The sequence below is a fragment of the Pseudomonas sp. PDM17 genome, from assembly GCF_014851985.1.
GTDB lineage: Bacteria > Pseudomonadota > Gammaproteobacteria > Pseudomonadales > Pseudomonadaceae > Pseudomonas.
Genome location: NZ_JACVAT010000003.1, coordinates 122,834 through 148,950, shown reverse-complemented (window position 1 = coordinate 148,950; position 26,117 = coordinate 122,834). Strand labels below are relative to the sequence as shown.

At 65.3% G+C, this 26,117-nt stretch carries 25 protein-coding genes; 19 read left to right on the top strand and 6 right to left on the bottom strand.

Annotated elements, in window-relative coordinates; translation table 11 throughout:
* The first annotated feature begins 238 nt into the window (after positions 1 to 238).
* From IB256_RS10885 to IB256_RS10875, 3 genes are read left to right on the top strand one after another with little or no spacing between them, the layout of a single operon-like run.
* Complete coding sequence (locus IB256_RS10885; protein ID WP_081520056.1) at positions 239 to 1,675, top strand: cytochrome ubiquinol oxidase subunit I; 1,437 nt, start codon at positions 239 to 241, stop codon at positions 1,673 to 1,675.
* Between the two features lie 3 nt (positions 1,676 to 1,678).
* Positions 1,679 to 2,686, top strand: a complete 1,008-nt coding sequence (gene cydB / locus IB256_RS10880) for a cytochrome d ubiquinol oxidase subunit II (protein ID WP_192225329.1) — start codon at positions 1,679 to 1,681, stop codon at positions 2,684 to 2,686.
* A gap of 11 nt (positions 2,687 to 2,697) precedes the next feature.
* On the top strand, positions 2,698 to 2,847 hold the full coding sequence (locus tag IB256_RS10875; RefSeq protein ID WP_081520058.1) for a DUF2474 domain-containing protein: 150 nt from the start codon (positions 2,698 to 2,700) through the stop codon (positions 2,845 to 2,847).
* An 83-nt stretch (positions 2,848 to 2,930) separates the two neighbouring features.
* Here IB256_RS10875 and IB256_RS10870 read toward each other — a convergent pair whose 3' ends face one another.
* On the bottom strand, positions 2,931 to 4,142 hold the full coding sequence (locus IB256_RS10870; RefSeq protein WP_151188407.1) for an MFS transporter: 1,212 nt from the start codon (positions 4,140 to 4,142) through the stop codon (positions 2,931 to 2,933).
* 321 nt (positions 4,143 to 4,463) lie between these two features.
* On the opposite strand from IB256_RS10870, the gene IB256_RS10865 reads away from it, so the two are divergent.
* From IB256_RS10865 to IB256_RS10845, 5 genes are read left to right on the top strand one after another with little or no spacing between them, the layout of a single operon-like run.
* Positions 4,464 to 7,295, top strand: coding sequence for a xanthine dehydrogenase family protein molybdopterin-binding subunit (locus tag IB256_RS10865; protein ID WP_192402525.1), 2,832 nt, complete (start codon positions 4,464 to 4,466; stop codon positions 7,293 to 7,295).
* The gene (locus IB256_RS10860; RefSeq protein ID WP_024764769.1) at positions 7,288 to 7,827 is read left to right on the top strand and encodes a (2Fe-2S)-binding protein; all 540 of its coding nucleotides are present in this window, start codon (positions 7,288 to 7,290) and stop codon (positions 7,825 to 7,827) included. The genes IB256_RS10865 and IB256_RS10860 overlap by 8 nt, the downstream gene beginning before the upstream one ends.
* A 2-nt stretch (positions 7,828 to 7,829) precedes the next feature.
* Positions 7,830 to 9,041 carry a cytochrome c gene (locus tag IB256_RS10855; RefSeq protein ID WP_192402523.1) on the top strand — a complete coding sequence of 404 codons (1,212 nt, stop codon included), beginning with the start codon at positions 7,830 to 7,832 and terminating at the stop codon, positions 9,039 to 9,041.
* 3 nt (positions 9,042 to 9,044) lie between these two features.
* A complete protein-coding gene (locus IB256_RS10850) occupies positions 9,045 to 10,016 on the top strand; it encodes an XdhC family protein (protein ID WP_192402521.1) in 972 nt (323 codons plus the stop codon).
* A complete protein-coding gene (locus IB256_RS10845) occupies positions 10,013 to 10,579 on the top strand; it encodes an NTP transferase domain-containing protein (RefSeq protein ID WP_192402519.1) in 567 nt (188 codons plus the stop codon). The genes IB256_RS10850 and IB256_RS10845 overlap by 4 nt, the downstream gene beginning before the upstream one ends.
* Positions 10,580 to 10,695: 116 nt before the next feature.
* Here the strand turns inward: IB256_RS10845 and IB256_RS10840 are convergent, their stop codons facing one another.
* The gene (locus IB256_RS10840) at positions 10,696 to 11,559 is read right to left on the bottom strand and encodes an alpha/beta fold hydrolase (protein ID WP_225601721.1); all 864 of its coding nucleotides are present in this window, start codon (positions 11,557 to 11,559) and stop codon (positions 10,696 to 10,698) included.
* A 65-nt stretch (positions 11,560 to 11,624) separates the two neighbouring features.
* Entirely contained in the window at positions 11,625 to 12,749 is a 1,125-nt protein-coding gene (locus IB256_RS10835; protein ID WP_192402517.1) for a methyltransferase, read from the bottom strand.
* A gap of 337 nt (positions 12,750 to 13,086) precedes the next feature.
* Here IB256_RS10835 and IB256_RS10830 point away from each other — a divergent pair, with 337 nt between their 5' ends.
* The 3 genes from IB256_RS10830 to IB256_RS10820 all read left to right on the top strand — a co-directional run bounded on the left by IB256_RS10830 (position 13,087) and on the right by IB256_RS10820 (position 16,756).
* Positions 13,087 to 14,079, top strand: a complete 993-nt coding sequence (locus IB256_RS10830; protein WP_192292739.1) for a TRAP transporter substrate-binding protein — start codon at positions 13,087 to 13,089, stop codon at positions 14,077 to 14,079.
* Positions 14,080 to 14,199: 120 nt separating this feature from the next.
* Positions 14,200 to 14,976, top strand: coding sequence for a ferredoxin--NADP reductase (locus IB256_RS10825; RefSeq protein WP_024764776.1), 777 nt, complete (start codon positions 14,200 to 14,202; stop codon positions 14,974 to 14,976).
* A 229-nt stretch (positions 14,977 to 15,205) separates the two neighbouring features.
* Positions 15,206 to 16,756 (top strand): TerC family protein, encoded by a 1,551-nt coding sequence (locus IB256_RS10820; RefSeq protein ID WP_192292737.1) that lies wholly within the window; start codon positions 15,206 to 15,208, stop codon positions 16,754 to 16,756.
* 36 nt (positions 16,757 to 16,792) lie between these two features.
* Here the strand turns inward: IB256_RS10820 and mscL are convergent, their stop codons facing one another.
* The gene (mscL, locus tag IB256_RS10815) at positions 16,793 to 17,209 is read right to left on the bottom strand and encodes a large-conductance mechanosensitive channel protein MscL (RefSeq protein WP_045216609.1); all 417 of its coding nucleotides are present in this window, start codon (positions 17,207 to 17,209) and stop codon (positions 16,793 to 16,795) included.
* A 184-nt stretch (positions 17,210 to 17,393) separates the two neighbouring features.
* On the opposite strand from mscL, the gene IB256_RS10810 reads away from it, so the two are divergent.
* The 3 genes from IB256_RS10810 to radA all read left to right on the top strand — a co-directional run bounded on the left by IB256_RS10810 (position 17,394) and on the right by radA (position 19,390).
* On the top strand, positions 17,394 to 17,636 hold the full coding sequence (locus IB256_RS10810; protein ID WP_081520069.1) for a YdcH family protein: 243 nt from the start codon (positions 17,394 to 17,396) through the stop codon (positions 17,634 to 17,636).
* 76 nt (positions 17,637 to 17,712) lie between these two features.
* Positions 17,713 to 17,955 carry a hypothetical protein gene (locus tag IB256_RS10805; protein WP_192402515.1) on the top strand — a complete coding sequence of 81 codons (243 nt, stop codon included), beginning with the start codon at positions 17,713 to 17,715 and terminating at the stop codon, positions 17,953 to 17,955.
* Between the two features lie 55 nt (positions 17,956 to 18,010).
* Positions 18,011 to 19,390, top strand: a complete 1,380-nt coding sequence (gene radA / locus IB256_RS10800; RefSeq protein ID WP_081520071.1) for a DNA repair protein RadA — start codon at positions 18,011 to 18,013, stop codon at positions 19,388 to 19,390.
* A 68-nt stretch (positions 19,391 to 19,458) separates the two neighbouring features.
* On the opposite strand, the gene IB256_RS10795 is transcribed toward radA, so the two are convergent.
* Positions 19,459 to 19,827, bottom strand: coding sequence for a PilZ domain-containing protein (locus IB256_RS10795; RefSeq protein ID WP_081520072.1), 369 nt, complete (start codon positions 19,825 to 19,827; stop codon positions 19,459 to 19,461).
* A gap of 179 nt (positions 19,828 to 20,006) precedes the next feature.
* Here IB256_RS10795 and IB256_RS10790 point away from each other — a divergent pair, with 179 nt between their 5' ends.
* The 4 genes from IB256_RS10790 (at position 20,007) to yjiA (ending at position 24,076) form a co-directional block, all read left to right on the top strand.
* The gene (locus IB256_RS10790; protein ID WP_081520073.1) at positions 20,007 to 20,516 is read left to right on the top strand and encodes a DUF3015 domain-containing protein; all 510 of its coding nucleotides are present in this window, start codon (positions 20,007 to 20,009) and stop codon (positions 20,514 to 20,516) included.
* A 185-nt stretch (positions 20,517 to 20,701) separates the two neighbouring features.
* Complete coding sequence (locus IB256_RS10785; protein ID WP_192402513.1) at positions 20,702 to 22,768, top strand: carbon starvation CstA family protein; 2,067 nt, start codon at positions 20,702 to 20,704, stop codon at positions 22,766 to 22,768.
* 12 nt (positions 22,769 to 22,780) lie between these two features.
* Positions 22,781 to 22,984, top strand: a complete 204-nt coding sequence (locus IB256_RS10780; RefSeq protein WP_015478970.1) for a YbdD/YjiX family protein — start codon at positions 22,781 to 22,783, stop codon at positions 22,982 to 22,984.
* Between the two features lie 93 nt (positions 22,985 to 23,077).
* The gene (gene yjiA / locus IB256_RS10775; RefSeq protein WP_192292735.1) at positions 23,078 to 24,076 is read left to right on the top strand and encodes a GTPase; all 999 of its coding nucleotides are present in this window, start codon (positions 23,078 to 23,080) and stop codon (positions 24,074 to 24,076) included.
* A 143-nt stretch (positions 24,077 to 24,219) separates the two neighbouring features.
* Here yjiA and IB256_RS10770 read toward each other — a convergent pair whose 3' ends face one another.
* Positions 24,220 to 24,906 carry a GntR family transcriptional regulator gene (locus IB256_RS10770; RefSeq protein ID WP_081520076.1) on the bottom strand — a complete coding sequence of 229 codons (687 nt, stop codon included), beginning with the start codon at positions 24,904 to 24,906 and terminating at the stop codon, positions 24,220 to 24,222.
* Positions 24,907 to 25,046: 140 nt separating this feature from the next.
* Between IB256_RS10770 and IB256_RS10765 the strand changes: the two genes are divergently transcribed.
* The gene (locus IB256_RS10765) at positions 25,047 to 26,117 is read left to right on the top strand and encodes an ABC transporter ATP-binding protein (RefSeq protein WP_192292734.1); all 1,071 of its coding nucleotides are present in this window, start codon (positions 25,047 to 25,049) and stop codon (positions 26,115 to 26,117) included.

The following is a 26,117-nucleotide window of genomic DNA, read 5'->3' as shown; positions in this document are numbered from 1 at the left end:
CACCACTCCAGCCACCGTCCGCCGGGCGCGTAAGATCGATGCAGTTTCTTGAGCGGCGTCAATGCAGATGGTGGTCCATTCTGATTGAGCGGCAAAAAGAACCCGAACCGACGCCAGATCGGTGGCTCGAAACTGAGTCATTGGAAACACAGACATCACGCAAGAACGCCCTGCGCATGCGCAAGGTACGGTGCCCGACCCTTCCGTGGGGTTGGCGTCAGCCTGAAGAGGAATCGTCATGTTCGGATTAGAGGCGCTCGACCTGGCCCGGATCCAGTTCGCCTTTACCGTGTCCTTTCACATCATCTTCCCCGCCATCACCATCGGCCTCGCCAGTTACCTGGCGGTACTCGAAGGCCTGTGGCTGAAGACCAACGAGGAGGTCTACCGCGACCTCTATCACTTCTGGTCGAAGATATTCGCCGTCAACTTCGGCATGGGCGTGGTCTCCGGCCTCGTCATGGCCTACCAGTTCGGCACCAACTGGAGCGCCTTCTCGGCCTTCGCCGGGAGCGTCACCGGCCCGCTGCTGACCTATGAGGTGCTCACGGCGTTCTTCCTCGAAGCCGGCTTCCTTGGCGTCATGCTCTTCGGCTGGCACCGCGTCGGTCCGGGCCTGCACTTCTTCGCCACGGTGATGGTGGCGATCGGCACGCTGATCTCCACCTTCTGGATTCTCGCCTCCAACAGCTGGATGCAGACCCCGCAGGGCCACGAGATCGTCAACGGCATCGTGGTGCCGGTGGACTGGCTGGCGATCATCTTCAACCCGTCATTCCCCTATCGCCTGCTGCACATGGCGATCGCCTCGTTCGTCGCCACCGCCTTCTTCGTCGGCGCCTCGGCGGCCTGGCACCTGCTGCGCGGCCGCGACAACCCGGCGATCCGCAAGATGCTCTCGATGGCCATGTGGATGGCGCTGATCGTGGCCCCCATCCAGGCCATGGTGGGCGACGCCCACGGCCTTAATACCCTCAAGCACCAGCCGGCGAAGATCGCCGCCATCGAAGGTCACTGGGACAACAGCGAAGGCGGCCCGACGCCGCTGATACTGGTCGGCTGGCCGGACATGGAACGCGAGGAAACCCGCTTCAAGATCGAGATTCCGGTACTCGGCAGCCTGATCCTGAACCACAGCCTGACCGAGCCGATCCCGGCGCTGAAGGACTTCCCGAAAGCCGACCGGCCCAACTCCACCATCATCTTCTGGTCATTCCGCATCATGGTCGGCCTGGGGCTGCTGATGATCCTGGTGGGCCTGTGGAGCGTCTGGCTGCGCTGGCGCAAGCGGCTGTTCGAGAACCGCGCGTTCCTCCATCTGGTGTTGTGGATGGGACCGTCCGGCCTGATCGCGATCCTCGCCGGCTGGTTCACCACCGAGATTGGTCGCCAGCCGTGGGTCGTCTACGGGCTGATGCGTACCTCGGACGCGGTGTCCAACCACAGCGTCGCGCAGATGAGCCTGACCCTGGTGATGTTCGTGCTGGTGTACTTCAGCCTGTTCGGCGTGGGCATCGGCTACATGATGCGCCTGGTGCGCAAGGGCCCGGTCACCCACGAAGGCCGCGAGACCAGCCATGGCGGCGCCGGCCAGAAACGTACCGCTGCGCGGCCGCTGTCGGCCACCGAAGAGGGGTTTGACGACGATGACAGCACTGACGCGGGGAGGAACTGAGCCATGGGAATCGATCTTCCGCTGATCTGGGCGATCATCATCATCTTCGGCGTGATGATGTACGTGGTGATGGACGGGTTCGACCTGGGGATAGGCATGCTCTACCCGTTCTTCAAGGACGAGGGCGACCGCGACGTGATGATGAACACCGTCGCGCCGGTCTGGGACGGCAACGAGACCTGGCTGGTGCTGGGCGGCGCGGCGTTGTTCGGCGCCTTCCCGGTGGCCTATTCGGCCGTGCTCTCGGCGCTTTACCTGCCGTTGATCCTGATGCTCGTCGGGCTGATCTTCCGCGGCGTGGCCTTCGAGTTCCGCTTCAAGGCGCGGGCGAACAAGCGTCACCTGTGGGACAAGTCGTTCATCATCGGCTCGCTGGTGGCGACCTTCTTCCAGGGCGTGGCGCTGGGTGCTTTCATCGAAGGTATCCCGGTGGAAAACCGGGCCTTCGCCGGCGGCTCGCTGGACTGGCTGGCGCCGTTCCCGCTGTTCTGTGGCCTCGGCCTGGTGGTCGCCTACAGCCTGCTGGGCTGCACCTGGCTGATCATGAAGACCGAAGGCCGCCTGCAGGAACGCATGCATGACCTGGCCAGGCCACTGGCGCTGGTGCTGCTGGCAGTGATCGGCATCGTCAGCCTGTGGACCCCGCTGGCCCACGAAGACATCGCCCATCGCTGGTTCAGCCTGCCGAACCTGTTCTGGTTCCTGCCGGTGCCGCTGCTGGTGCTGCTGACCTTCTACGGCCTGCTGCGCTCGGTGGCGCGCAATGACCATGTGAAGCCATTCCTGCTCACCCTGGCGCTGATCTTCCTCGGCTACAGCGGGCTGGGCATCAGCCTGTGGCCGAACATCATCCCGCCGTCGATGTCGATCTGGGACGCCGCGGCGCCGCCGCAGAGCCTGGGCTTCATGCTGGTGGGCGCGCTGTTCATCATCCCCTTCATCCTCGTCTACACCGCGTGGAGCTACTACGTGTTCCGCGGCAAGGTGAAGCACGGCGACGGCTACCACTAGAGGTGCGCAGCATGACTCACGAGGAACCGCAGAAGGCGCCGCTGCGCAAGCGGCTGGGCTGGCTGGTGCTGATCTGGGCGCTGAGCGTCGCCGGCCTGGGTATCGCGGCCTGGCTGATGCGCCTGTTCATGAGCGCGGCGGGGCTGGGCACACCGCACTAGTTCGCGCAATCGATCCCATCCGGGCGCTGCTCGCAGCGCCCGTTCCCACATCCCTCGCTGGTGCTTCCAGCGGGGGATTTTTTTCAGTGCAATTTGTCGCGCCTGGCCAGGGTGGGGAACAGTTTCATCCATGCGCCAGTGACGACCAGCGTGCCGACGCCGCCGAGCACCACCGCCGGCACGGTGCCGAGCCAGTGGGCGGTGAGGCCGGACTCGAACTCGCCCAGCTGGTTCGAGGCACCGATGAACAGGCCGTTTACCGCGCTGACCCGACCGCGCATCTCGTCCGGGGTTTCCAGCTGCACGAAGGCGCCACGGATGACCATGCTGATCATGTCCGCCGCGCCCAGCACCACCAGCACCGCCAGGGAAAGCCAGAAGGAGGTCGACAGGCCGAAGGCGATGGTGGCGACGCCGAAGATACCGACGGCGAGGAACATGATCCGCCCGACATTGCGCTCGATGGGGAAGCGCGCCAGCCAGAACGACATCAGCAGCGCACCCACCGCCGGGGCCGAACGCAACAGGCCCAGGCCCCAGGGACCGGTGAGCAGGATGTCCTTGGCAAACACCGGTAGCAGCGCGGTGGCGCCGCCCAGCAGCACGGCGAACAGGTCCAGGGAGATGGCACCGAAGATGTCCGGGCGGCTGCGGATGAAGCGAATGCCGGCCAGCAGCGATTCCAGGGTCGCCTTGCCCTGCGCTGCCGGCGCCTGGCGCTTGGGCAGGGTGAGCACCAGGGCGCAGGCGATGAAGTACAGCACCGCGGTCGGCGTGTAGACCCAGAAGGCGCCGAAGGCATAGAGGAAACCACCGAAGGCCGGCGCCGCAATGGTCGCCGCCTGCATCGCCGAGGCTGAAGCCGCCACGGCGCGCGGGAACAGCGCGGTGGGCACGATGTTTGGCAGCAGCGCCTGGGTGGTCGGCATCTCGAAAGCCCGTGCGGTGCCCAGCAGGAAGGCCATCACGAAGATCATCTCGCGGGTCACGTTGTCAGTGCTGGCGCCAATCACCAGCGCGACAGCGATCAGGCCCTGGCCGATCTGGCAGAGCGAGGCGATGCGCCGACGGTCGTAGCGGTCGGCGACGTGGCCGGTGTGCAGCATGAACAGCACGCGCGGGGTGAACTCCACCAATCCCACCAGGCCCAGGTCGAGCACGTTGTGGGTCAGTTCGTAGATGTGCCAGCCGATGGCCACGGTGATCATCTGGAAGGCGCTGGCCGTGCAGACTCGCGCGAGCCAGAAAGCGAGGAAGGGGCGGTGGCGCAGCAGGGACGTGGCTTCGGCGGTCATGGAAAGTGCTTTCGTTAGGGGGCTAAGCAAGGGGTGCGCAGCGTAGCACGCTGTAACACTTTTGCGCCTGTCGTCGGCGAAACCCGCAATTGGCGAATAGTCTCGACCGGTCGACTAAAATTTTCATCGCCGCGACAGGCCGCCCGATTGACTTTGCTTCGCACTATTGAGGTGCGTTAAAGTTGACAGAAGAGTCAGGTTTTCCTGCAGGATCTTTCCTTCGGCGCCATCCCCGAGGCGCCCGCGATTCCGCGCCCTCCGAACTCTCTCCAGCACAGAAAAAACGACATGGGCGGGCCTTCACCGTCCAGAGGATGAACCATGTCCAACCGTGATATTTCCCGGCGCGCCTTCCTGCAAGGCGGGCTGATTGCCGGTGTCAGCGTGACCATGGCGCCGCTCGGTAGCCGGGCTTTCGCTGCCCTGATGGAAAACTCCGTCACCGTCTCCCCCCAGCAGTGGATGGGCCACGACGGCAAGGCGCGTTTCCGTAACGACGCGCTGTCCAAGGTCTGCGGCAACAAGGTGTTCGCCCGCGACATCCGTTCCAAGGACATGCCCGGCTGGCCGCAGCAGCAGGGCCACGCCATGTTGCTCAAGACCATCAAGGCCGACCGCATCTTCGACGGTATCGACCTTGCCTGGCTGGGCGCCGAGCTGCAGCCCGACCGCATCGTCACTGCCGAGGACCTGGACAAGGACGGCATCGTCTTCCCCGAAGCCCACGCCCCGGACCCGCTGCTGCCGCGCGGCAAGGTGCCGATGTTCATCGGCCACCCGGTGGCCATCCTGATCTGGAATGACTTCGAGCGCTTCCGTCAGGCCAAGCTGAAGATGAAGTTCAACGACAAGGCGATCCGCTACGGCGCGCAGGCCCCGCTGTACCAGGGCGATCCCTACGGCAGCTTCCGCTACGTGCGCGTCGGCGGCGCAACCTCGGCCGATCCGGACGAGTTCTCCAGCCTCAAGGACTCGATCCTCTTCCCGATGATCCGCGAGCGCAAACCGGTGTGGAACCAGCAGCCCAACCAGCACGGTGACCTCACCGAGCAGGGGCTGTTCTACGCGCAGAAGATCAAGGACCAGATCGAAAACCCGCCGGAGAACTGGCTGGTCTTCGACGAACGCTACAAGACCCCCTCCATCGAGCCGGCCGCCATGGAGCCGGACAACGGCAACGGTTGGTACGACCCGGCGAGCAAAACGCTGCACTTCGTGGTCGCCACCCAGTGCCCGTTCGAAGCCGCCTTCGAGACGGCGCACATGATCGCCCCGTCGCGCTTCGGCCTGGCCAAGCTGAACATGCACCCCGGTTACACCGTGGGTTACGGCTCCAAGGACCACAACATCTTCGTCTATTATGCGGCCCTGGCTGCGCTGTACGGCAACGGTGTACCGGTGCGCCTGGCCAATGACCGCTACGAGCAGTTCCAGAGCGGCATCAAGCGCCACCCGTTCGATATTCGCTACCAGCTGGCGGTGGACAAGAAGGACATGACCTTCAAGATCTTCCGCACCGAGATGAGCGTGGACGGCGGTGGTCGCATCAACTACAGCCCGTCCGTGGCCGCCGTGGGCGCTACCGCTGCGCAGTCGATCTACTACATGCCGCAGAACGACCTGCAGGTGACTGCCTACCATTCCCGCGCCGTCGAGGCCGGCTCCATGCGTGGCTACGGCACCCTGCAGAGCATGGCCGCCACCGAGATGATGGTGGATGAGATCGCCGGTCGCCTGGGCGTCGATGCCATCGAGCTGCGCCGCGTCAACGCACTCAAGTCCGGCATGAAGAACACCCAGGGCGCGATTCCTGCCGGCGCCCTGCGCCTGCACGAGATACTCGACAAAGCCGCCGCCCACGAGTGGTGGAAGACTCGCGACGCGCGCAAGAAAGAGATGGACGCCAAGGATCCGGACCACTGGTACGGCGTTGGCTTCGCCATCTGCCAGAAGGACTTCGGCACTGGCTCCGAAGCGCCCATGGCGAGCATCGAGTTCGATGCTCAGGGCAAGGTGCACATGCGCCATATCGGCATCGAGATCGGCACGGGCATGTCCACTTCCCAGGCGCTGGTGGTGGCCGACTTCCTCGGCAAACCGGCGGACGAGATGAAGACCGCCGAAACCGAGTGGCCGGAGCTTCAGCTGCTCAGCGGCGAAGACCCCTACACCATGAGCCAGCCCACCCAGGACGAGAAGCTGCGCAACCCGCGCTGGGTCGGCAAGTACGCCTCGGCGTCGTCGGCGACCAACTCGGCCTACTACTTCAGCCACGCCACCCGTGAAGCGGCGCGCGTGCTGTTCAACCACGGCCTGTGGCCGGCGGCCCTGGAAATCTGGCGTCGCGGCCCGTTCAACGGCGCGGCCAACCCGCTGGTGGTGCGCCGCGAAGACGCCCACTGGGTCGACGGCAAGCTCACCGCCAACGGCCTGCAGCCGCTGTCGTTCGCCGAACTGGCCAAGGTCGCCCACGACAAGGGCCTGGTCACCGGCGCTACCGTCCACGGCTTCAACCGCTGGAGCTGGGCGGAGTGCGATTACGTCATCGACGGCGTGCGCGACCGCCTGCCGCTGGACGCCCTGGCCGTGAAATACGGCGACGGCGCTCCCGGCGTGAAGAAGGCGCAGATGAACAGCGCCGGCTTCCACCTGCTGGACCGCCAGAATGTGGCCTATCCGCCGGTGCAGTTGAACAACGCCGCGGTGACCTACTACAGCCCGGTGGCGACCATCGTCGAGCTGAAGGTGAACAAGGGCAACGGAGAAGTCAGCGTGCTCAATCACCACAGCTGGATCGAGTGCGGCCGCGTACTGGTGCCGGAACTGGTGAAAGGCCAGATCGAAGGTGGCACCGCCATGGGCATCGGCCATGCGCTGCTCGAAGACATGCCGCTTTACGAGGGGGGCCCGGGCGAGGGCGACTGGAACTTCAACCGCTACCGTCTCCCGAAGGCGAAGGACGTGGCCGTCTGGCAGCAGAGCTCGGAAATCCTTCCGCCGCTCTCGCCCAGCGACCCGTCCAAGGGCATCGCCGAAGTGGTGATGATCCCGGTGGTCGGCGCCATCAGCAACGCCGTGGCCCACGCCATCGGCAAGCGTGTCCGCGACCTGCCCATCACCCCCGCTCGCATCAAGGAGGCCCTCCATGGCTAACCGTCCGCTCAACCTGACCCTGAATGGTCAAACCGTCGGTCCGGTCGAGGTTCCCGAGGACCTGCCGATGATCGACTACCTGCACGAATACCAGAACCTCACCGGTTCGCGCCTGGGCTGCGGCCAGGGCATCTGCCACGCCTGCGTGGTGATCGTCGACAACCCCGATGGCACCAGCGAGGAAGTGCGCACCTGCATCACCGGCGCGCACTACTTCGAAGGCAAGAAGGTGCGCACCATCGAGGGCCACGCCAAGCGCGAGGAAGATGGTTCGGTGAAGGAGCTGAACCCGATCCAGCAGAAGTTTGTCGACCGCTTCGCCTTCCAGTGCAGCTACTGCGCGCCGGGCTTCGTCAACGCAGCCACTGTGCTGGTGGAGAAGGCCCAGCGCCAGCCGCTGAAGAAGAGCGAACTGGAATCGACCATCGAAGCGAGCCTCGGCCACCACATCTGTCGCTGCACCGGGTATGTGCGTTATTACGACGCCACCCGCGAAGTGCTGACCGATCTCGGCCTGGTCAAGGAGGGCTAAGCATGCAGCGCATTCTTTCCGGCCTCACGCTGGCCATTGGTCTTGGCCTGGCGCTCAGTGCCCAGGCGGCCGACCAGGAGCTGATCAAGCGCGGCGAGTACGTCTCCCGCGCCGCCGACTGCATGGCCTGCCACACCGCCGAGGGCGGCGCGCCGTTCGCCGGCGGCCTGCCGATCCACTCACCGTTCGGCACCATCTACGGCAGCAACATCACCCCGGACAAGGAGTTCGGCATCGGCAACTACAGCGCCGACGACTTCTTCGCCGCCGTCACCCAAGGCAAGCGCAAGGACGGGGCCAATCTCTACCCGGCCATGCCCTACACCTCGTACCACCTCATCAAGCGCGAGGACAGCGATGCCCTCTACGCCTACCTGATGAGTCAGACGCCGGTGCACCGCGCCGCACCCGAAACCAGCCTGAGCTTCCCGTTCAACGTGCGCATGGGACTGTCGGGCTGGAACATGCTCTACGGCAAGAGCGTCCAGCTGGAGAACGCCGAGGGCAAGAGCGCGGCGTACCAGCGCGGGCAGTATCTGGTGGAAGTGCTCGGCCACTGTGGTGAGTGCCACACCCCGCGTAACCAGATCGGCGCCCTGCAGCAGGACAAGCGCCTCACCGGCGGCCTGCTCAACGGCTACAGCGCCCCGAGCCTGCTGGCCCAGGACCTGGCCGAGCGCGGCTGGACCAGTGCCGACCTCACCGGCTTCCTCAAGCACGGCATGAGCCCGCAGGGCAGCATGTTCAACGAGATGTTCCCGGTGATGCACCTGAGCACCCAGCACCTGGCTGACGAGGACCTGGCCGCCATGTCCACCTACCTGCTCGGCGAACAGCCGCCGCAGGCCAAGGTGGTCCAGGCGGTGACAGAGGACAAGCTCAGCGACAGCGCCAAGCGTGGCCGCCAGCAGTACCTCAACGTCTGCGCCGGCTGTCACGGCAACGACGGCGAGGGCAAGCCGCACATCGCCGTGGCCATGCAGGGCAACACCACCCTGCGCCTGGCCGATTCGCGCAACCTGGCCAAGGTCATAGTCGAAGGCATCCGCGAGCAGCAGTTCACCGGTTTCGAGCGCATGCAGCCGATGCCGGGCTTCGCCGACAAGCTCAATGATGAGCAGCTCACCGACCTCATCAACTATCTGCGCCAGGCCTGGGGTGGCTTGCCGGGTGACATGGGCGTACAACAGGTCGCTCAACTCAAAGCGGAGTGAGTCGTGCAGCATCTCGATCTGCAAGTAGTCCGGCAGGCGCTCCAGTGGTCCAACGCCGGGCAGCGCGTGTGGCTGTGCAGCGTGCTCTTCACCTACGGCTCGGCGCCCCGCGCGCCGGGTTCGCTGCTGGCAGTCAACGCCAGCGGCCAGTGGGTGGGTTCGCTGTCCGGCGGCTGCGTCGAGGATGACTTTCTCGAACGCGTCGCCGAAGGCGAGTTCAGCGAGCCGGTAGTCGTCGTGCGCTACGGCGACGGCACCGATACCCGCACGAACATCCGCCTGCCCTGCGGTGGCATCCTCGACGTGCTGGTGGAAAACCTCGCGCCCGATTGCGACGTGCAGGCCCACCTGCGCGAACTGGAGTCGGCGCTGCTCGGCCAGCGCCGCCTGCTGCGCGAAGTGAACCTGCAGGACGGCAGTCGCCGCCTGAGCGACGACCACGAGCACGGCCCGCGTGTCGAGCGTGACGAAGCCCGCGTGCGTCTGCGCGTCGGTGCTGCTCAGCGCTTGCTTCTGGCCGGCTACTCCAGCGTCGCGCACTTCTGCGCGGAGTTCGGCAAGGGCCTGGGCTTCGAAGTCATTCTCTGCGACCCGCGTGAAGAGGCGCTGGATGGCGTGGTGCTGGACGGCATCGAAATCCGCCGCGAACTGCCGTCGATCTTCATCGCCAATGGTGGCTGCCACGCGGACACCGCCGTGGTCGCCCTGACCCACGACCCGAAGATCGACGACCTGGCGATGCTCGAAGCCGTGCGCACCGAAGCCTTCTACATCGGCGTGATGGGCTCGCACACCACGTCCGAAAAGCGCCGCGAACGCCTGCACCGTATCGGCGGCCTGGGTGATGCCGAACTGGCGCGCATCCACGCGCCCATCGGCCTCAACCTGGGCAGCAAGACCCCGGCGGAAATCGCCCTGGCCGTGCTCGCCGACATCCTGCGCACCCGCAGCGGCATCGCCCGCGAGGCGCTGTGACGGTCGTGGCGCTGGTCCTGGCCGCCGGCCAGGGCTCGCGCTTCGGCGCGGACAAGCGCCGCGCGACCTTGCCTGACGGGCGCAGCCTGTTGGCGCACAGCGTCGAATGCGCGCAGGTGGTATTCGATGAAGTCAGGGTGGTGCTGCGTGACGGCGAGCAGGCGGAGGATTTCGGCCTGCCCGCCGGCTGCCGGGTTATCCACAGCCCGGAAGCGGCGCTCGGCATGGGGCACAGCCTGTCGGCCGGCGCGGCTTCGCTGATCGACTCGCAGGCTCAGGCCGTGGCCATCCTGCTCGGCGACATGCCGTGGATCGCTCCGCAAACCCTGCGTGCGCTCGCCGATGCAGCCAGCGCCTCGGGCATTCTCTTCCCGCTTCATGACGGCCAGCGCGGCCACCCTGTGCTGTTCGGCCGCGAGTTCTGGCCGGTGCTGACACAGCTCACCGGCGACGAAGGTGCACGCACGGTGGTGCAGGCCAATCGAGATCGTTGCATCACCCTGGAAGTTACTGACGCAGGCGTGCTGCGCGACGTCGACACCCCGGCCGCACTGAACCTGTAGGAGCGGGCCATGCCCGCGACAGTCTGGCAGCCGCGTAGGGCGAATAACGCGCCAGCGTTATCCGCCGCAAAAGCCACCGGCGGATAACCTGTTCCAGGTTATGCGCCCTACAAGGATCAATGCTGCGCCAGCCACTGGGTAATGCGCGGCCAGACTTCCAGGCTGGCATTGCGCGAGAGCAGCAGGCGGTTGTGGTTGTAGTCCTCCCGCGCCCCCGTCGCCAGCCCGAACAGCTCCAGCTTCGCCTGCGCTCCGCCAAAGGCCTTCACCAGTGCCTCGCACCCGGCGACCGGCGCGATAAAGGTATCGCCGCCGCCCGCCACGCCCAGCACCGGTAGCTCGACAGCGCCCAGCCCGGCCAGATAGTCGAAGCCTTCCAGCGAGTCGAAGCGCCGGCGGAAATTCCACTGGCACCACTGACGCATCAGCCGGGCGCTCTCCGCCTCGGGGCCGACGCTCTTCGCGCGGCTGGGCGCGATGCGCCGCCAGCGCAGCATCCAGTCGAAAGCCTGCAGCATCAGCCAGTGCCGCGGGCTGGTGCCGGCCGCGGTGGCCTGTGAGCCGATCAGCACCAGTGAGCGCAGGCGGCGCTGCGCCGGTTCGGGATGGCGTGCGGCCCACATCGAGACGATCAGTCCGCCGCCGGAGTGGCCGACCCAATGCAGCGCCGCCTGCCCGGTGCGCTGGCTCACGGCATCGAGAATCGCCGGCACGTCCTGCTCGGCCACGTCGTCGAAGCTATGCAGGAATTCATTGCGCCCACTGTCGCCATGCCCGCGCCAGTCGAACAGCCAGCAGGCGAAGCCCTGGCTGCCCAGGTAGTTGGCGAGCCCCAGGCAGCTGCGGTGGTTGGAGAAGGTGCCGTGGGTCAGCACCACCGGCACGCCGTCCGCCGGGCCTATGCGGCGCAAGGCAAGATCGACGCCGTCGGCGGTGCGGATCAGTTCGGGCGGGAGGAGGGCGGCTTCTTGTGCGGTCATGGCGCGCATCCGGGTGGGGGCGAACCATGCTGCTCCGGCACGACGGCCGGAGCAATCCCGAGCGCTCATTTGGTCGCTTTCAGCACCACGAATTTCGGATTTGCCGCCACCTGCTCGACGCCGCGGAACAGCCGCTTGAGCTTGGCGTGGTAGCCCAGGTGGCGGTTGCCGACGATCCACAGCTCGCCGCCGGTGACCAGCGCGGCGCGGGCCTGCTGGAACATGCGCCAGGCGAGGAAGTCGCCGACCACCTGCTGCTGGTGGAAGGGCGGGTTGCACAGGATCAGGTCCAGGGAGTCGGTGGCCTGGCTGGCGAGGCCATCGTCGGGGTGGATATCCACCGGACGGTCGCCCAGGGCGGCCTGCCAGTTCTCCCGCGCGGACTGCACGGCCATGTACGACTCGTCCACCAGTGTCAGCTCGGCCTGCGGATTGAGCAGCGCGAAAGCGATGCCCAGCACGCCGTTGCCGCAGCCCAGGTCCGCCGCGCGCACGGCGTGGTGCACTTGCGGCAGGTGCGGGAGGAAGGCGCGGGTGCCGATGTCCAGGCCTTCGCGGCAGAACACGTTGGCGTGGTTCAGCAGCGTCAGCGCGGGTTTGTCCAGCCGGTAGCGACTCGGATAGGGTGAGGAGGGCGCGGGGCGCGCTTCGGCCGTCGCCACCAGCAGGCGGGCTTTCTTCACGGCGAGCGAAGCCTGCATCGGACCGATGTACTTTTCCAGCAGGTCGCCGGCGGCGCGCGGCAGGTGCTTGATCATGCCGGCGGCGACGACTTTCGCGCCCGGCGCGAGCTGGCCGTGCAGACGGATCAGCTGTTCCTCCAGCAGGGCGAGGGTCTTGGGCACGCGGATCAGCACGTGGTCGAACGGGCCTTGTGGGGTTTCGCTGGCGGGGACGAAGGTCAGCGGCGCTTCGGCGAGGCCGTTGCGTTCGAGGTTTCGCTCGAGGGCGATTAAGCCCAGGTGCGAGTCGCCGCTGCTGGTCAGGCGCACATGGGGAACGAGACTGGCGGCGAGGGCGCCGAAGCTGTCGTTGAGCACCAGCACGCGGCTGTCCGCACCGACGCCTTGCTCATGGAGATGGCTGAGCAGGTACTCGTCGGCCGCATCGAAGGCCTGCAGCGGGTCTTCGCGCTGTTCGGGGTGGCGGACCAGGTCGAGCTGGGCGAAGGGGCTGGCGAGGACGGGCATGGGACTCTCGAAACGACGGAAATGGCTGAGATAGAGGTGCTGCTTCGTTGGCAATGAGTAGTGGCTTATTGCAACGAGTTTGTCATCAAATTGAGACGTGGTTGACTCGCAATGGCTTGTGCGGGCCAGCGTTATACCGAAAAATTATGACCTATCCGCCCCGCCTTCGTCTGCGTGGCGGCTTCCCAATAATAACCGGGCGGTCCATGCGACCCGGTAGGGCCCGATCCCGGAGTTGCGCTCCGCCGACCGACGGCCACTCTTCCAAGTCTTCACGAATCCTCGACACGCGACAGTCGTTCGCGCGCCGGGCTATTGCCATTGCATAAGGATATCGATGTACCAGTCGTTGCTCGGGGTGGCGTTGTCCGCCCTTTTCCTCGTGGCTCAACCGGCCTTCGCCGAAGAGCCCATCGTCATCAAGTTCTCCCACGTCGTCGCCGATGACACGCCCAAGGGCCGCGGTGCGCTGCTGTTCAAGAAGCTGGTGGAAGAGCGCCTGGCCGGCCAGGTGAAGGTCGAGGTGTTCCCCAACTCCACGCTGTTCGGCGATGCCGACGAGCTGCAGGCGCTGCAGGACGGCAAGGTGCAGATGCTGGCGCCGTCGCTGTCGAAGTTCGAGGGCTACACCAAGCAGCTGGAAGTCTTTGACCTGCCGTTCCTGTTCGACGACCTGGAAGCGGTGAAGCGCTTCCAGAAGCGCGACAAGAGCCGCGAACTGCTGCATTCCATGGCGCGCTCGGGCATCTACGGTTTGGCCTACTGGAACAACGGCATGAAGCAGCTCTCGGCCAACCGTGAACTGCGCGCGCCGGCCGATGCCAAGGGCCTGGCCTTCCGCATCCAGCCGTCTTCGGTGATCAACGCCCAGTTCGGCCTGCTCGACGCCACGGCGGTGAAAATGCCCTTCGCCGAGACCCTCAAGGCGCTGCAGGACGGCAAGGTGCAGGGCACCGAGAACACCTGGTCGAACATCGGCAGCCAGAAGCTCGACAGCGCCCAGCCGTTCATCACCGAGACCAACCACGGTGTGCTCAGCTACATGGTGATCAGCAACCAGAAGTTCTGGAACAGCATGCCCTACCCGGTGCGCACCCAGCTGGAAAGCATCATCGAAGAAGTCACCGTCGAGGTGAACAAGGACGCCGAAGCGCTGAACCAGAAGGAGCGCGAGCACGTGGTCGCCAACGGCAAGGCGCGCATCGTCGCCCTGACCCCGGCCGAGCGCGAAGCCTGGCGCACCGCCATGCAGCCGCTGTGGAAGCAGTTCGAGGGCGAGATCGGCACCGACGTGCTGCGCGCCGCCCAGGTGGTGAACCGCAAGCATTGATCCAAAGGGACTGATCCAGAGCAGGCTTGTGGCGATCTCCCCGGATAGCCACAAGCCTTGCGGGTGTTTCTTGCGCCGGGAATACGGGAAAATGGGCCGTTGCCTGCAAAGGAGCGGACGATGACCGCCAGCGAAGAGAAGTTCACCCGCCAGACCCTGGTGGAGGTGCAGACGCTCACCCCGAGCCTGTTCACCTTGCGCACCACCCGCGACAGCGGCTACCGCTTCCGCGCCGGGCAGTTCGCCCGCCTGGGCGTGTACAAGCCCAGCGGCAGCATCGTCTGGCGCGCCTACTCGATGGTCTCGGCGCCCCACGACGACTTCCTCGAGTTCTTCTCCATCGTCGTCCCCGGCGGAGAATTCACCAGTGAGCTCAGCCGCCTGCGCGTTGGCGACCAGTTGCTGGTGGACCGCCAGGCCTTCGGCTTCCTCACCCTCGACCGTTTCCCTGATGGCCGCGACCTCTGGCTGCTCTCCACCGGCACCGGCCTGGCGCCGTTCCTGTCGATCCTGCAGGACTTCGAGGTGTGGGAGCGCTTCGAGACCATCAAGCTGGTCTACAGCGCCCGCGAGGAAAAGGAACTGGCCTACCGCGACCTGATTGCCAGCTTCGGCGCGATGGAGCATCTGGCCGAACATATCCACAAGCTGCAGTTCATCCCGGTGGTCACCCGCGAACAGGTGCCCGGCTGCCTGAACGCGCGGATCACCACGCTGATCGAGAACGGCGAGCTGGAACGCGCCGCCGGTCTGGAGCTCACCCCGGAACATTCGCGGGTGATGCTCTGCGGCAACCCGCAGATGATCGAGGACACCCGTGCCGTGCTGAAGGCCCGCGGCATGAGCCTGGCGCTGACGCGCAAGCCCGGCCAGATCGCCGTGGAAAACTATTGGTAAGTTCGGCCCGATAGATTTTGAAAAGATTGTCCCCTTAGGGCCGCGGGGCTTTGCCCTTAGGATAAGCGTCCGTTTCCCTTTTTTCGGACCTTATGGACAGTCAAAGTACAACGCCGGCCCCGGTCGCTACCCCTGTAGAGCCGGCGTTCGGCGAACCTCCCCCGGCACCCGCGTTCGCGGATAAGCCTTCCCAGCCTGCCATGGCGCGCGCCCAGCGAGGTCGTTCGACATGGAATGGTTGATGGACCCCACGGCCTGGCTCGGCCTGCTCACCCTGATCCTGCTCGAGCTGGTGCTCGGCATCGATAACCTGGTCTTCATCGCGATCCTGGCGGACAAGTTGCCGCCGCACCTGCGCGACCGCGCACGGCTGATCGGCCTGTCGCTGGCGCTGCTGATGCGCCTGGGCCTGCTGGCGAGCATTTCCTGGCTGGTCACGCTCACCGAACCGCTGATCGAGGTGTTTGGCAAGTCCTTCTCCGGCCGCGACCTGATCATGCTGTTCGGTGGTCTGTTCCTGTTGTTCAAGGCGACGCTGGAGCTGCATGAACGCCTGGAAGGCCGCGTGCACACCTCCAACGGCAAGCGTGTCTATGCCGCCTTCTGGCCGGTAGTCGCGCAGATCGTGGTGCTGGACGCGGTGTTCTCCCTCGACGCGGTGATCACCGCCGTGGGCATGGTCGAGCAGCTGGAAGTGATGATGATCGCAGTCATCTTCTCCATCGGCCTGATGATGGTGGCCAGCAAGCCGCTGACCCGCTTCGTCAACGAGCACCCCACGGTGATCATGCTGTGCCTGGGCTTCCTGTTGATGATCGGTTTCAGTCTGACGGCCGAAGGCCTTGGCTTCCACATCCCGAAAGGCTACCTGTACGCCGCCATCGGCTTCAGCCTGCTGATCGAGATGGCCAACCAGCTGGTGCGCTGGAAACGCCAGAAGAGCCAGCGCGGCCAGCGTGGCCTGCGCCAGCGGACCGCCCACGCCGTGCTGCGCCTGATGGGCGGTAAGGTCGACGCCGACGAAGTGGGCGAAGACATCGCCGACCTGGTGGGCCCGGACGATGGCGGAGACGCGCCGTTCCACCGCCGTGAGCGGGTGATGATCAGCGGTGTGCTGGGTCTGGCCGAGCGTCCGGTCAAAGCCGTGATGATCGACCGCCAGCGCGTACACCGCGTGGACGTGGCCGACAGCCCGGAGAACATCCGCCGCGCGCTGCTGGAGTCGCCTTACTCGCGCCTGCTGGTGATCCGCGAAGGCAACATAGACGAGCCGCTGGGCTATGTGCACAAGAAGGAGCTGTTCTCTGCCCTGTTGCAGGGCCGTGAGCTGGACATTCTGCCGCTGCTGCGCGAGCCGCTGAGCCTGCCGGACAGCAGTACGGTGCTGGGCGCCCTGGAGCTGATGCGCGAGGCCTCGACCCACCTGGCCTTCGTGGTCAACGAGTTCGGTGGCTTCGAGGGCATGCTGAGCATGACCGACGTGCTGGAGGCGATTGCCGGTGAACTGCCGGACGCCAGCGAGGTGTCCGGTACGGACATCGAGGCAGAGGCGGGCGCCTACCGGGTGGACGGTGCCGTGACACTGTCGGCGCTGGCCGAACGGGTCGGCTTCCACGCCCGCCCGACGGCGGAGTACCAGACCCTCGGCGGCCTGGCGCTCAAGCACCTTGGCCGCTTGCCGGCCAAGGGGGACACGCTGGAGCTGGGCGGCTGGCGCCTGGAGGTGACGGACGTCAGCGAGCGGCGCATTGGCCGCGTGCTGCTGACGCCGCCGGACTGACGTCAGGGGCCGACCCCGGCCCGGTCAGCGATCTGCTCAAGGAGCGCGGTTGTTCTGCTGCTTGAGCAGGTCGCGGATCTCGGTCAGCAGGGTTTCTTCAGCGCTCGGCACCGGCGGGGCGCTGGGCTCCACGGCCTCTTCGCGCTTGAGCTTGTTGATGGCCTTCACGCCCATGAAGATGGCGAAGGCCACGATGATGAAGTCCAGGCAGGTCTGAATGAATTTGCCGTAGGCCAGCATCACCGCCGGCGTCTGGCCCTCGGCGGCCTTGAGCGTGATCGCCAGGTCGGAGAAGTCCATGCCACCGATCAGCAGGCCAATGGGCGGCATGATCACGTCACCGACGAAGGACGAGACGATCTTGCCGAAGGCGGCGCCGATGATGATACCGACGGCCATGTCGACCACGTTGCCCTTGACCGCGAAGGCCTTGAATTCGTTGAGCAGACTCATGCACAGACTCCTTGTTACGCAAGATAGAGGGGGACAGGCGCAGTTTAGCGGCCCGTCGCCGTCTGAACACCCCGTGCGCGGTCAATTCCAACGGTATGACCGGCGGCGGTGGGCGGCCTCGCGCCGTGGTCTAGGCTTATCGGGCAAGCCATCCACTCCAACGGATCCAACAAGGAGGCCCGCCATGCCGCTCGAGCATCATCCCCTATCCCGCGAATTCCCCGACCAGAAGGCCCTGATGACCCGGTTGCACGGGAAGGACGCGAACTTCACCCGCATGGCCGCCAGCTACGAGGAGCTGGACAAGAAGATCTACGACATCGAGGACGGCCGCCAGGCGATGGACGATCTCGCTCTCAATTCCCTCAAGCTGCAGCGCGTGGCGCTGAAGGACGAGATTTCCGACCTGCTCAAGCGATCCGGTTGAGCTTGACCAGAGTCAAGGGTGGCTGTCTGCGCGAGGCGTAGGCTCCCGTCATCTCTTTCCAACCGGTGCCACCGCCATGCGTAAAGCCATTTCGTCCTCTGGCAAGTCCGTCACCAAGCTCCCCAAACGCAACGCCGAAGCCCTGCGCGCCCAGGAGCGCCTGGTCCGCCTGAAGCTGCAGTACGAGCTGCTGGACCAGCGTATCGGTCGTGTGGAGGAGGGCATCGAACGCCCCGACTGTACCCTGGCCTCGCTGCTGATGCGCCGCGAAAGCCTCAAGCACGATATGGAGAGCCAGTACCGCCGCCTGGCGAGCTGAACCGTTCCACCCGATTGGCTTATGATGGGGACTTTGCATTCGACGGAAGTCCCCCATGGCCAAGGCCAAGCGCATGTACGGCTGCACCGAGTGCGGCGCCACCTACCCGAAATGGGCCGGTCAATGCCCTGATTGCGGCGCCTGGAACACCCTGGTCGAAACCGTCATCGACACCACCCCCACCGGCGGCTCGGCCAGCAGCTCCTCCGGTCGTGGCGGCTGGGCCGGCCAGCAGGCCAACATCAAGACCCTCGCCGAAGTCAGCGTCGAGGAAATGCCACGCTTCTCCACCGCCTCGGCGGAGCTCGACCGAGCTCTGGGCGGCGGCCTGGTCGACGGCTCGGTCGTGCTGATCGGCGGCGATCCCGGCATCGGCAAGTCCACCATCCTCCTGCAGACCCTCTGCAACATCGCCACGCGCCTGCCGGCGCTCTATGTCACGGGAGAGGAATCCCAGCAGCAGGTCGCCATGCGCGCCCGCCGCCTGGGCCTGCCCGAGGACAAGCTCAAGGTCATGACCGAGACCTGCATCGAGACCATCATCGCTACGGCGCGCCAGGAGCAGCCCAAGGTGATGGTGATCGACTCGATCCAGACCATCTTCACCGAACAGCTGCAATCCGCGCCTGGCGGCGTCGCTCAGGTGCGCGAGAGTGCGGCGCTGCTGGTGCGCTTCGCCAAGCAGAGCGGCACGGCGATCTTTCTGGTAGGCCACGTCACCAAGGAAGGCTCCCTGGCCGGCCCGCGCGTGCTGGAGCACATGGTCGACACCGTGCTGTATTTCGAGGGCGAATCCGACGGCCGCCTGCGCCTGCTGCGGGCAGTGAAGAACCGCTTCGGCGCGGTGAACGAACTGGGCGTGTTCGCCATGACTGACCGTGGTCTGAAGGAAGTTTCCAACCCGTCAGCCATCTTCCTCACCCGCGCCCAGGAGTCGGTGCCGGGCAGTGTGGTCATGGCCACCTGGGAAGGCTCGCGGCCGATGCTGGTGGAGGTGCAGGCGCTGGTGGACACCAGCCACCTGGCCAACCCGCGCCGCGTGACCCTGGGCCTGGACCAGAACCGGCTGGCCATGCTGCTGGCGGTGCTGCACCGCCACGGCGGCATCCCGACCTACGACCAGGATGTGTTCCTCAACGTGGTCGGCGGTGTGAAGGTTCTGGAGACGGCGTCGGACCTGGCGCTGATGGCGGCGGTGATGTCCAGCCTGCGCAACCGCCCGCTGGATCACCAGTTGCTGGTGTTCGGCGAGGTCGGCCTGTCCGGCGAGGTGCGGCCGGTGCCCAGCGGCCAGGAACGTCTGAAGGAAGCGGCCAAGCACGGCTTCAAGCGCGCCATCGTACCCAAGGGCAACGCGCCGAAAGAGTCGCCGCCCGGCCTGCAGGTGATCGCCGTGACGCGCCTGGAGCAGGCGCTGGATGCATTGTTCGAATAGGTCGTCGTGCTCCTGTAGGAGCAGCCCATGCCCGCGATCGCGCCCATAGGCCGCTCCTACGGGGAGTTTCAGTGTTCGCTGAGCAGCGTCAGCTCTCGCTCCAGCAGTGACTCGTCACCCAGGTTCAGCTCCACCAGGCGCCGCAGGTGGCTGATGGAGTCCAGGTCGATGTGCCGGCAATTGAAGCCCAGCAGGCCTTCGCGCTCCCAGGCGAGGTCGGCCTCCATATAGACGTTGACGTCGAAGCCCAGATAGATGCGCACCTGCACCGGTTCCTGCGCGACGATGCTCCAGTGTTCCGGTCGCTGCACCAGCAGGCCCTGCAGGGACAGGTCGAGCAGCGTCACCTTCCAGCGCTGGTCGCCCTGGCTGATCTCGGTGCCGGCGTCGAAGGCGATGCGCTGGAAGCGCCGGCGCTCGTCGTGATCGTCAGTCATGTCATGGCTCTCCGGCCGTTTCTGCTTCGCCTCACTATAGACGCAAGCCATTACCGACGCGTCGTACACCGAGTGCTGACGTTTCGTCCGTCAGACACAGCCCGCGCGGGTTTGACAGCCTGCAGACCCTCGCCAAAGCTCCATGTGCGTTTAACCACTACAACTGCGGAGTGCAGAGCATGGACAATAAAGTGATCAAGGGTCTGATTTTTGGGGTTATCAGCGTTGCCAGTCTGGCGGCGCACGCAGATGAAGCCGGGCAGAGCGGCAAAGGCTGCGGTTGGGGCAACATGGTCTTCGACGGTCAGCGCGGCCTGTTCCCGCACCTGCTGGCCACCACTACCAACGGCACCTCGGGCAACGCCACCTTCGGCCTGACCTCCGGCACCAACGGCTGCGACGCCAGTCAGCGCATTTCCTACGGCGGCCGCTCGATCTTCGCCATGAACGGCATGCTCGACAACATCGCCGAGAACATGGCCCAGGGCCACGGCGAGGCGCTGGACGCCTACGCCGTACTGCTCGGCATCCCGACCCAGGATCGCGCGCACTTCGCCCAGGTCACCCAGCAGCACTTCGGTGAGATCTTCACGTCCAAGGACGCCACTGGCGAACAGGTGCTCAACAACACCCTGGCGGTGATGAGCCGTGACCAGACGCTGGCGCAGTATGCCAAGCAGCCGGCCTGACGACCGCTACGCCGCAAAAGGCCCGCCCCAGGCGGGCCTTTTCATTTCCTGACCCTGCGGTCGAGCGCGTTGACCTCCGGCAATAAGCGCGTAACCGCCCTAGACTAAGGTCGTATGAATGGGTCGCTGGAAAAGACTAGAATTTTTCTGCGAATTCTCGCCTTCAAACTGTCGGAAGCCTCGCTATGAACAATAACAACAGCCTGCTACGTCACCTCGCCTGGCTGGCGGTGGCGATAGTCGGTGCATTTGCCTTGGGAGTCGTGGCACTACGTCGCGGCGAAGCCATCAACGCACTGTGGATCGTCGTCGCGGCGGTTGCCATCTACCTGGTCGCCTACCGCTACTACAGCCTGTTCATCGCCACCAAGGTGATGCAGCTGGACGCCAACCGAGCGACCCCTGCGGTCCTCAACAATGACGGTCTGGACTACGTCCCGACCAACAAGCACATCCTCTTCGGTCACCATTTCGCTGCCATCGCCGGCGCCGGCCCGCTGGTCGGTCCCGTACTGGCAGCGCAGATGGGTTACCTGCCCGGCACGCTCTGGCTGATCGCCGGCGTGGTGCTGGCCGGTGCCGTGCAGGATTTCATGGTCCTGTTCATCTCCAGCCGCCGCAACGGGCGCTCGCTGGGTGAACTGGTACGCGAGGAAATGGGGCAGGTGGCGGGGACCATCGCTCTGTTCGGCGCGTTCCTGATCATGATCATCATCCTCGCGGTGCTCGCGCTCATCGTGGTGAAGGCCCTGGCCGAAAGCCCTTGGGGCATGTTCACCGTGCTGGCGACGATTCCGATCGCGCTGTTCATGGGCGTGTACATGCGCTACATCCGCCCGGGCCGCATCGGCGAGATTTCCGTGGTCGGCATCATCCTGCTGCTGGGCAGCATCTGGCTCGGTGGCCAGATCGCCGCCAGCCCCGAGTGGGCCCCGGTGTTCACCTTCCATGGCGTGCAGATCGTCTGGATGCTGATCGCCTACGGCGCAATCGCCTCGGTCCTGCCGGTGTGGCTGCTGCTGGCGCCGCGTGACTACCTGTCGACCTTCCTCAAGATCGGCACCATCATCGCCCTGGCCATCGGCATCGTGATCGTTTCGCCAGAGCTGAAGATGCCGGCCCTGACCCAGTTCACCGACGGCACCGGCCCGGTGTGGAAGGGCGGCCTGTTCCCGTTCCTGTTCATCACCATCGCCTGTGGCGCCGTCTCCGGCTTCCACGCGCTGATCTCCTCGGGCACCACGCCCAAGTTGCTCAACCGCGAGCCCGACGCCCGTTACATCGGCTACGGCGGCATGCTGATGGAGTCCTTCGTGGCCATCATGGCGATGGTCGCCGCCTCGGTCATCGAACCGGGCATCTACTTCGCCATGAACAGCCCGCCGGCCGTGGTCGGCACCGACGTTACCGCGGTGGCCGCGACCGTCAGCAGCTGGGGCTTCACCATCACCCCGGAAATTCTGACCCAGACCGCCAAGGACATCGGCGAGACCACCATCCTGGCCCGTGCCGGTGGTGCGCCGACCCTCGCCGTGGGCATCGCGCACATCCTTCACCAGGTGCTGCCGGGTGAGAACACCATGGCCTTCTGGTACCACTTCGCGATTCTCTTCGAGGCGCTGTTCATCCTCACCGCGGTGGACGCCGGCACCCGTGCCGGGCGCTTCATGCTGCAGGACCTGCTGGGCAACTTCGTCCCGGCGCTGAAGAAGACCGAATCCTGGACCGCCAACATCATCGGCACCGGCGGCTGCGTCGCGCTGTGGGGCTGGCTGCTGTACCAGGGCGTGGTCGATCCGCTGGGCGGTATCAACACGCTGTGGCCGCTGTTCGGCATCTCCAACCAGATGCTCGCCGGCATCGCGCTGATGCTCTCCACCGTCGTGCTGATCAAGATGAAGCGCCAGCAGTACGTCTGGGTAACCGCCCTGCCGGCCGCCTGGCTGCTGATCTGCACCACCACCGCCGGCCTGATCAAGCTGTTCGACAGCAACCCGGCCGTGGGCTTCATCGCCCTGGGCAAGAAATACTCCGCCGGCCTGGACGCCGGTCAGATCATCGCCCCGGCCAAGGACATCGGCCAGATGCAGCACGTGATGATGAACGCCTACATCAACGCTGGCCTCACCGTGCTGTTCCTGCTGGTGGTGTTCAGCGTGCTGGTGTACGCGATCAAGGTAGGCGCCAGCGCCTGGACCAAGAAGGAGCGCACCGACAAGGAAGCTCCGTTCCAGCCGATTCCGGACGCCTGACGGAGGAGCATCATGTTCAACGACCTCAGCCGCATGGGTAAGTATCTCGGGCAGGCCGCTCGCATGCTGGTCGGCATGCCCGATTACGACACCTACGTTCAGCACATGCAGAACAAGCACCCGGACAAGACTCCGATGACCTACGAGGAGTTCTTCCGCGAGCGCCAGGAGGCGCGCTACGGTGGCGGCAAGGGAAGGCCGATCCGCTGCTGCTGATCGCGCGGATGGGTGTATAACGGACGGGCCGCGAGCGATCGCGGCCCGTTTTCATTTCCGCCTGTTTTCCATTCTGATTGCCTGGAAGTTTCCATGACCGATTCCGCAAGCGCGCCGCAGATTCCGGTGACCGTCCTCACCGGCTTCCTCGGGGCCGGCAAGACCACCCTGCTCAAGCACATCCTCAAGGCAGAGCACGGCCTGAAGATCGCCGTGATCGAGAACGAATTCAGCGAGACGCCGATCGACGCTCAATTGCTCGGCGATGACGCGGTTCAGGTGACGACACTGTCCAACGGCTGCGTCTGCTGCACCATCAATAGCGACCTGGAGCGTGCGCTCTACGTCCTGCTGGAGCGCCGCGACAACGGCGAGCTGGACTTCGACCGCGTGGTGATCGAGTGCACCGGCCTGGCCGACCCGGCCCCGGTCGCGCAGACCTTCTTTGTCGACGAGACCCTGCGCGAGCGTTACCTGCTCGACGGCATCATCACCCTGGTGGACGCCGCCAACGCCGAGCGCCACCTGCAGGAGGCCATCGCCCAGGCCCAGGTCGGTTTCGGGGATCGCATCCTGGTGAGCAAGAGTGACCTGGTTTCGCCGGCGCAGTACGAGGCGCTGGTCGAGCGCCTGCAGCGCATCAACCGCCGCGCCGAGATCCATGCCGTGAAGCACGGCGCCATCGAACTGGAGCGCCTGCTCGACGTGCGCGGCTTCAACCTCAACGCCGACCTCGGCCTGCGTCCGCTGCTGCGCCCGGTGCGCCCGGCGGCGGATACGACCGACCGCATCACCACCCTGGTGCTGCGCAGCGACAACCCGCTGGATATCGAACGCCTCAGCGAATTCATGGACGATCTGCTGCAGTGGCACGGCAACTCGCTGCTGCGCTACAAGGGCGTGTTGAACATCGCCGGCGAGGAGCGTCGCCTGGTGTTCCAGGGCGTGCTGAGGTTGTATGGCTTCGACTGGGATACGCCTTGGAAGGGCAACGAGCAGCGCGAGAGCGTGATCGTCTTCATCGGCGACAACCTGCCCGAAGACGAGATTCGCCGGGGCTTCGACCGCATCACCGGCGGCCCGACCTCCTGAATGAAGAGCGCCCGGCCAATGCCGGGCGTTCTTCTTTACGCGCTTTGCGTAGGGCGCATAACGCGCCAGCGTTATCCGCCGCAGGTGTGCTGGCGGATAACCTGTTCCAGATTATGCGCCCTACGTTCATGTGCGACAGGGGCTCAGCCACCGATCAGATGCTTGAGCGGATGGTAATCCGCCTTCAGGTTCCCCGCCGCCTTGAGGATCGCCTGCTCGATCGCATTGAGGTGCATGCAGGTCAGCTCGATGGCCGCCGCCTGGTTGCCCGACTCGATGTACTCGATCAGCCGCTGGTGCTCGTTGCCGCGGCAGGTCTCGTGCTGATCGTCGTCCAGGGTGGTGGCGTAGAGCGAGGCGCGCTCGATCAGCTTGCGGAAGAAGTCCAGCAGCACCGGGTTGTTCAGCGCCGCTGCCAGCTTCAGGTGGAACTCGCCCAGCAGGTGGACGAACCTTGCGTGGTCGTGGTCGTGGGTGGCCTCTTCCAGCGCCACGTGGTCGCGCAGGTCCTGGATGATCGCGCTGTCCGCGCGGCGACAGAGTTCGCTGACGATGCCGATTTCGATCAGCCGCCGCGTTTCGAACAGCGAGCGGATCTCCTCGTCGCTGGGTAAGGACACCCACGCACCCTTGTTGAGCGCGCTGGAAACCAGCCCGTCCGCTTCCAGATGTTTCAGCGCCGCGCGCACTGAAGTGCGGCTGACCTTGAACAATTCCGCCAACGCCGCCTCGCCCAGCTTCATGCCGGGGCGCAGGGTGCGCTTGCTGATTGCCTCGTAAACCCCTTGGTAGACGCGTTCCACCGTGGACTCGGGGTGATTCTCCGCCATGAGCGACTCCGCCTCTTGCTTGACCCTTCAAAGGATGCCGCAAAACCGTCCGTGCAAAACCAGTTGCAGAAGAAAAATACATCAGCTATTTCTAGATTGCATTCAAATATTGCATACAAAAACAAGAGGAATGCACCAAAATGAATCACTCGTCGTCAGTCGAGGTGCGTCGGGTCAGCAAGCGCTACACCGATGATCCCAACGTCGCTCCCGCCCTCAACGAGGTCTCGGTCGACATTGCCCATAACGAGTTCTTCACCTTGCTGGGGCCGTCCGGCTGCGGCAAGACCACGCTGCTGCGCAGCATCGCCGGCTTCGAGAACGTCACCTCCGGCGACATCCTCGTCGGTGGCGAGCGGGTCAACGACCTGCCGCCGTACCGTCGCCGCATCAATACCGTGTTCCAGAGCTACGCCCTGTTCCCGCACATGTCGGTGAGCGAGAACATCGCCTTCGGCCTGGAGATGCAGGGACTGGCGCGCGGCGAGATTCCCGGCCGAGTGAAGGAAATGCTGGCGCTGGTGCAGATGGAACACCTGGCGCGCCGCAAGCCAGCCGAGCTCTCCGGTGGCCAGCAGCAACGCGTAGCCCTGGCCCGCGCGCTGGCGCCCAAGCCTTCGGTACTGCTGCTCGACGAACCGCTGTCCGCGTTGGACCTGAAGCTGCGCAAGGAGATGCAGGTCGAGCTCAAGCGCGTGCAGGAAGAGGCGGGCATCACCTTCATCTTCGTCACCCACGACCAGGAAGAAGCGCTGACGCTGTCCGACCGCATCGCCGTGATGTCCCACGGCAACATCATGCAGATCGGCACGCCCAACGAGATCTACGAACGCCCGACGCATCGCTTCGTCGCGCAGTTCATCGGCGACATCAACTTCCTCCCCGGACAGATGCGCCAGGGCGGTTTCCACCCCAACGCCATGGCGGCGGAAATTCCCTGCGAACTGCCGGCGGGCCTGAGCAGCGCCAGCGTGCAACTGGCCTTCCGCCCGGAGCGCTCGAAGCTGGTCGACCCGTCACAGCCGCACCACCTGCGCGCGGTGATCGAGACGGTGATGTACGTCGGCACGGCGACGCTGTATCGCTGCCGCCTGCCCGATTCCTCGCAGATCACCCTGCGCGAGAGCAACGAGGGCGGTCGCGCCCGCGACGTCGGCGAGGCCGTGGCGGTGCACCTGCCGCCCCAGGCCTGCCTGCTGATGGAGGCCTGA

What these genes read in the sequence shown, in the direction of transcription:
- IB256_RS10840 (WP_225601721.1), bottom strand. Translation starts at nt 11,559, where the DNA reads ATGACCGCACAAGAAGCCGCCCTCCTCCCGCCCGAACTGATCCGCACC.
- IB256_RS10765 (WP_192292734.1), top strand. Translation starts at nt 25,047, where the DNA reads ATGAATCACTCGTCGTCAGTCGAGGTGCGTCGGGTCAGCAAGCGCTAC.
- IB256_RS10785 (WP_192402513.1), top strand. Translation starts at nt 20,702, where the DNA reads ATGAACAATAACAACAGCCTGCTACGTCACCTCGCCTGGCTGGCGGTG.
- radA (WP_081520071.1), top strand. Translation starts at nt 18,011, where the DNA reads ATGGCCAAGGCCAAGCGCATGTACGGCTGCACCGAGTGCGGCGCCACC.
- IB256_RS10820 (WP_192292737.1), top strand. Translation starts at nt 15,206, where the DNA reads ATGGAATGGTTGATGGACCCCACGGCCTGGCTCGGCCTGCTCACCCTG.
- IB256_RS10805 (WP_192402515.1), top strand. Translation starts at nt 17,713, where the DNA reads ATGCGTAAAGCCATTTCGTCCTCTGGCAAGTCCGTCACCAAGCTCCCC.
- IB256_RS10870 (WP_151188407.1), bottom strand. Translation starts at nt 4,142, where the DNA reads ATGACCGCCGAAGCCACGTCCCTGCTGCGCCACCGCCCCTTCCTCGCT.
- IB256_RS10855 (WP_192402523.1), top strand. Translation starts at nt 7,830, where the DNA reads ATGCAGCGCATTCTTTCCGGCCTCACGCTGGCCATTGGTCTTGGCCTG.
- IB256_RS10795 (WP_081520072.1), bottom strand. Translation starts at nt 19,827, where the DNA reads ATGACTGACGATCACGACGAGCGCCGGCGCTTCCAGCGCATCGCCTTC.
- IB256_RS10825 (WP_024764776.1), top strand. Translation starts at nt 14,200, where the DNA reads ATGACCGCCAGCGAAGAGAAGTTCACCCGCCAGACCCTGGTGGAGGTG.
- IB256_RS10780 (WP_015478970.1), top strand. Translation starts at nt 22,781, where the DNA reads ATGTTCAACGACCTCAGCCGCATGGGTAAGTATCTCGGGCAGGCCGCT.
- mscL (WP_045216609.1), bottom strand. Translation starts at nt 17,209, where the DNA reads ATGAGTCTGCTCAACGAATTCAAGGCCTTCGCGGTCAAGGGCAACGTG.
- IB256_RS10770 (WP_081520076.1), bottom strand. Translation starts at nt 24,906, where the DNA reads ATGGCGGAGAATCACCCCGAGTCCACGGTGGAACGCGTCTACCAAGGG.
- IB256_RS10860 (WP_024764769.1), top strand. Translation starts at nt 7,288, where the DNA reads ATGGCTAACCGTCCGCTCAACCTGACCCTGAATGGTCAAACCGTCGGT.
- IB256_RS10885 (WP_081520056.1), top strand. Translation starts at nt 239, where the DNA reads ATGTTCGGATTAGAGGCGCTCGACCTGGCCCGGATCCAGTTCGCCTTT.
- IB256_RS10865 (WP_192402525.1), top strand. Translation starts at nt 4,464, where the DNA reads ATGTCCAACCGTGATATTTCCCGGCGCGCCTTCCTGCAAGGCGGGCTG.
- IB256_RS10875 (WP_081520058.1), top strand. Translation starts at nt 2,698, where the DNA reads ATGACTCACGAGGAACCGCAGAAGGCGCCGCTGCGCAAGCGGCTGGGC.
- IB256_RS10790 (WP_081520073.1), top strand. Translation starts at nt 20,007, where the DNA reads ATGGACAATAAAGTGATCAAGGGTCTGATTTTTGGGGTTATCAGCGTT.
- IB256_RS10810 (WP_081520069.1), top strand. Translation starts at nt 17,394, where the DNA reads ATGCCGCTCGAGCATCATCCCCTATCCCGCGAATTCCCCGACCAGAAG.
- IB256_RS10835 (WP_192402517.1), bottom strand. Translation starts at nt 12,749, where the DNA reads ATGCCCGTCCTCGCCAGCCCCTTCGCCCAGCTCGACCTGGTCCGCCAC.
- IB256_RS10830 (WP_192292739.1), top strand. Translation starts at nt 13,087, where the DNA reads ATGTACCAGTCGTTGCTCGGGGTGGCGTTGTCCGCCCTTTTCCTCGTG.
- yjiA (WP_192292735.1), top strand. Translation starts at nt 23,078, where the DNA reads ATGACCGATTCCGCAAGCGCGCCGCAGATTCCGGTGACCGTCCTCACC.
- cydB (WP_192225329.1), top strand. Translation starts at nt 1,679, where the DNA reads ATGGGAATCGATCTTCCGCTGATCTGGGCGATCATCATCATCTTCGGC.